This is a genomic window from Streptomyces sp. MnatMP-M17 (genome assembly GCF_900091995.1).
GTDB lineage: Bacteria > Actinomycetota > Actinomycetes > Streptomycetales > Streptomycetaceae > Streptomyces.
Window position 1 is genome coordinate 1 of sequence record NZ_FMDK01000821.1, and the last position, 3,838, is coordinate 3,838.

The 3,838-nt window shown below is 70.0% G+C and carries 4 protein-coding genes; 2 read left to right on the forward strand and 2 right to left on the reverse strand.

Annotated features, from left to right (window positions below; genetic code table 11):
• Window positions 1-256: 256 nt before the first annotated feature.
• On the reverse strand, window positions 257-763 hold the full coding sequence (locus GA0115259_RS31345; RefSeq protein WP_093603257.1) for a potassium channel family protein: 507 nt from the start codon (window positions 761-763) through the stop codon (window positions 257-259).
• Between the two features lie 281 nt (window positions 764-1,044).
• Between GA0115259_RS31345 and GA0115259_RS31350 the strand changes: the two genes are divergently transcribed.
• Together GA0115259_RS31350 and GA0115259_RS31355 are read left to right on the forward strand one after the other, a co-directional pair.
• Entirely contained in the window at window positions 1,045-1,740 is a 696-nt protein-coding gene (locus GA0115259_RS31350; protein ID WP_093603259.1) for a hypothetical protein, read from the forward strand.
• Window positions 1,741-1,811: 71 nt separating this feature from the next.
• A complete protein-coding gene (locus GA0115259_RS31355; protein ID WP_093603261.1) occupies window positions 1,812-2,177 on the forward strand; it encodes a hypothetical protein in 366 nt (121 codons plus the stop codon).
• 53 nt (window positions 2,178-2,230) lie between these two features.
• Here the strand turns inward: GA0115259_RS31355 and GA0115259_RS31360 are convergent, their stop codons facing one another.
• Window positions 2,231-3,538 (reverse strand): class I SAM-dependent methyltransferase, encoded by a 1,308-nt coding sequence (locus tag GA0115259_RS31360; RefSeq protein WP_093603262.1) that lies wholly within the window; start codon window positions 3,536-3,538, stop codon window positions 2,231-2,233.
• Window positions 3,539-3,838: the final 300 nt, after the last annotated feature.

Consider the following 3,838-nt stretch of genomic DNA (forward strand, 5'->3'; position numbering starts at 1 on the left):
CGGCGCAGCCGACGCGACGAAGGAGCGCCCTTGACGCCCGGCACGACCCCGCCACAATCAGAACAAGAGGGGCGGCCCCCACGTCGCACAGGACCTACCGGCCCACCACAACTACCCCTCGGTCGTAACCCGCACCCGAAACCCCACACCGGCAGCGGTCCTGAACCCCAGCCATCCACCGGCCGTTCGACGCTGAGCAGAGCCCAGAAGCCCCACTCCACTGACGCGCACACCACCTCCTGACCGCCACCTGTCGTCAGTTGCCTCTCTCCTCCGGCGATCCGCCCTGGTTTCTCAACAAGCCTTCCAATCGGTCGAAGCGTTCGTGGAGTGCACGCAGGTCTTCGGAGGCCTCCGTCCTGCCCTTGCGTTCGGCGTGTTCCAAGGTCAGCGCCAGGCGGCGCATGCGGTGGACGGCATTGCTGACGAACCAGGTGGCGAGCGACGCAGTAACGATGCTGAAGACGGAGATTCCGACGAGCATCACCACACTGGCGATGACCCGTCCCCATGGCGTGATCGGATACATGTCCCCGTAGCCGACGGTGGTGGCGGTCTCGACCGACCACCACAGGGCGCGCGGGAAGGAGGTGATCGTCGCGTGTCGGGACGATGCCTCGACCGGGACGATGATCCATGAGCCGACCAGCAGCACGAGCATCAGGAGCAGGGTGGCCCAGACCGCGGCCTTCACATGGAGCCGCTGCCAGGGCTCGCCTCCCAGTAGCCGTTTCAGCAGGTACGTGAAGGAGATCGGCGGCATGGCCCCGAAGCTACTGCCGACGGCCAAGGGCGCACCGTCCCGACACTCGTACAGCGGACGACGAACGGACGTCTGGACGATCCGTCCCACCGAACAGGCCTGAGCTACCGAACAGGCCTGTCCCACCGAACAGGCCTGTCCCACCGAACAGGCCTGTCCCACCGAACAGGCCTGAGCCACCGAACAGGCCTGAGCCACCGAACCGGTCTTGCTCCTGCTCGGTTGCCGCCGCCCGCCACCCCGCCGCGCCCTCCCCACCCCGCCCCGTTACTCTCTGCCAGGTGATCAGCAAGGTCCGCGTCGCCGACCGTACCGACGGCACCGAACGCCCCGACCGTACGCGCCTGCCCCCGTCCCCACCGCCCCCGCATCTGCGTTCCTGGCCCGACCGTGACGCGCTGCTCGCCGACCGCGCCGCCGCCATGGCCGCCCTCACCGGACGGCGGCTCGGGATCGGGCGGCTGGTGCTGCTCTGGCTGACCGGTGCGGTCGCCGCGCTCGGCTGGGCCTCCGTCGGGCTGGCGATCCAGAGCTTCGAGCAGGGCGGTCTCGGCCAGCTGACCGGGCTGGTGGCGCTCGCCCTCGGCGCGGTCCTGCTGATACCGGCCGGCGTCGCGCTCGGTTTCTGGCTGGATCGTGGCCGTACGGTACGGGAGCGGCTGGAGGCCTGGGCCGAGCTCGACCGGGATCCTGTGTCGGACGTACGGGTACGGGCCCACGGCCGGAGCGTGATGTGGCTGCTGCTGTCCGTGGCCCTCTGTGTGGCCGGATTGTGGGCGACGGGCGCCGCCTGGGCCGGAATGGCGCCGGGACCGGAGTCCGTCACCGTGGGTGAGACGGTCTACGCGCTGGGTCTCGCGGTCACGGTCCTGGCGACCGGGATTCTGGGCGCAGTCCAGTCGTACGGGCATCAGGCCTGGTCAGGGCGGTTGCTGAGCCCGATACCGGTGCGCAGGCGCGGTGGCGTCCACCGCTGAGGCCGTTCCTTCGGTGTCCGTCCTATGCTGAAGAGAGAACGCATGCGCCATTCAGGGTGAAGGGGCGGCGGATGGAATGGCTTTGGTGGATTTTCGTCTTCTTCATCGTGGGCGGCTTCGGATGGATCGCCGACACCGGCCGTACCGCGCTCCGTACCCGGCACGAACGCAGACGTGAGCTCTACGAGCTGGAGGAGAAGGAGCGGCTGGCCCTGGAGCAGGCCCACAAGCCTCCGGAGCCCGTCTGCGGTTGTACGCACCACCTTGCCAAGCACGACAAGCGTGGCAAGTGCCACGAGGACGTCGAGGTGGCGACGGAGTGGGACGAGAACAGGAAGCCCTTGCGGTACGAGCGCAGGCAGTGCAACTGCCAGCAGTACGTCGGCCCGCAGCCGCTGTCGCAGATCTACGCGGATGAGCTGACCGACCTCCAGTAGCCGCACACCTTCCGTTGTCGCGTGTTGCGCAACTGCACGACTCTTTGCGGTCGTTACGCCTTCACCGGGTGCCCGAGCAGCATCGTCGGGGCGCCCGCGACCCGGGTCAGAAACACCGTCGACGCGTGCGGGCCCTTGAGTTTCAGACGGCGGCGCAATTCCTCCGGTTCCACGGCGGAGCCGCGCTTCTTCACCGTCAGGACGCCGACTTCGCGTTCGCGCAGCAGCGCCTTGAGTTTCTTGAGGCCGAAAGGGAGTTCATCGGTGATCTCGTAGGCGGTGGCGTACGGGGTCGGGCGCAGCTCGTCGGCCGTGATGTACGCGATCGTCTCGTCGAGCAGTCCGCCGTCCAGCTCTTCGGCCACCTCGGCGACCAGATGCGCGCGGATGACGGCGCCGTCGGGCTCGTACAGGAAGCGGCCGGTCCTGCGGACGGGCGGATCGGGCAGGCCACGGCCGGTGAGTGTCACCGCAGTAGTGGGAAGAGCGCCGGCCTCCCCGCCGAGGCCGGTGCTGAGCAGAGTGGCGCGGCGGCTGCCCGGCGTGACGGAGCCGGGCGTTCCGCCGTGCCAGAGCACCGCCTCCTTGACATCGCCGCCGTCCGAGATCCACTCGGCCTCGAAGTCGTCGGGAATCAGCTCGTGCGGAATGCCGGGCGCAATCTTGACCGCGCCCGTGCCGGCCCGGCGTACCGCCTCGACCGCCCATGACAGAGGCGGTGAGTACGCCTCCGGATCGAAGATCCTGCCTCGGCCGCCGCGCCGCGCGGGATCGATGAACAGCGCCCGCGCTCCCGTCAGGTCGTACTCCAGGACATCCGCCCGTGTCACCGTCACCGGCGGTGCGTCCGGGGCCAGGGTGCGTACGTTCTCGGCGGCGATCTCGCAGGTCAGCGGATCGAGATCGACGGCGGTCACGGCGAGGCCCGCGCGCGCGAACTCGATCGCGTCGCCGCCGATGCCGCAGCACAGATCCATGACCCGGGACTCCGGCGCGAGCGCGCGGAACCGGGCGGCCCGGTAGGCGGCGACGGTGCCGCGCGTGGCCTGTTCGATCCCGTTCGGCGTGAAGTACATGCGGTACGCGTCCCGTGCGCCGAACTTCGCCACTCCGCGCTGACGCAGCCGCGCCTGGGCCAGCGCCGCCGAGACCAGCTCCGCCGGGTGCTCGCGGCGCAGCCGGGTGGCGAGGGCGAGTTCGCCGGCCGGGTCGTGGTCGCGCAGTTCGGCGAGGAGCGCCTGGCCCTCGGCGGAGAGCAGCGGCGCGAGAAGGGCCGAGGGAGGAAGCAGCGGGGCGGGCGAGAGCGCGGGAGCGGGAGTGGGCGCGGGAGTGGCAGGAACGCGGTCGGTCACCCGGTCCATTGTGGGCCAGCCGAGGGATGGTGCGCGCCCGGGCGGCGGTGTCGGCCGGGCGCCGGCATCGCGCGCTGACAGGATGCGACACCATGCAACTAGTACGACAAAACGAAGAAATGATGACAAAGGTGGCGGAGATGGCGAAGGGGGACGGGAGCGGCAGGGGCGGGAGTGGTGGGGAAGGAGACGGTCCGGGCGGGAGCGACAAGGACGGGCGCGCCGACGGAAGCGGTAGCGGCATCGCCGTGAGCGCCCCGAAAAACCAGTCCAGCCGACGCGGCCGACGCGGACGCGCCGTGGCCGCGG

Bases quoted from the DNA above. Each gene is read 5' to 3' on its own strand.
- GA0115259_RS31345 (WP_093603257.1), bottom strand. From the start codon at position 763: ATGCCGCCGATCTCCTTCACGTACCTGCTGAAACGGCTACTGGGAGGC.
- GA0115259_RS31355 (WP_093603261.1), top strand. From the start codon at position 1,812: ATGGAATGGCTTTGGTGGATTTTCGTCTTCTTCATCGTGGGCGGCTTC.
- GA0115259_RS31360 (WP_093603262.1), bottom strand. From the start codon at position 3,538: ATGGACCGGGTGACCGACCGCGTTCCTGCCACTCCCGCGCCCACTCCC.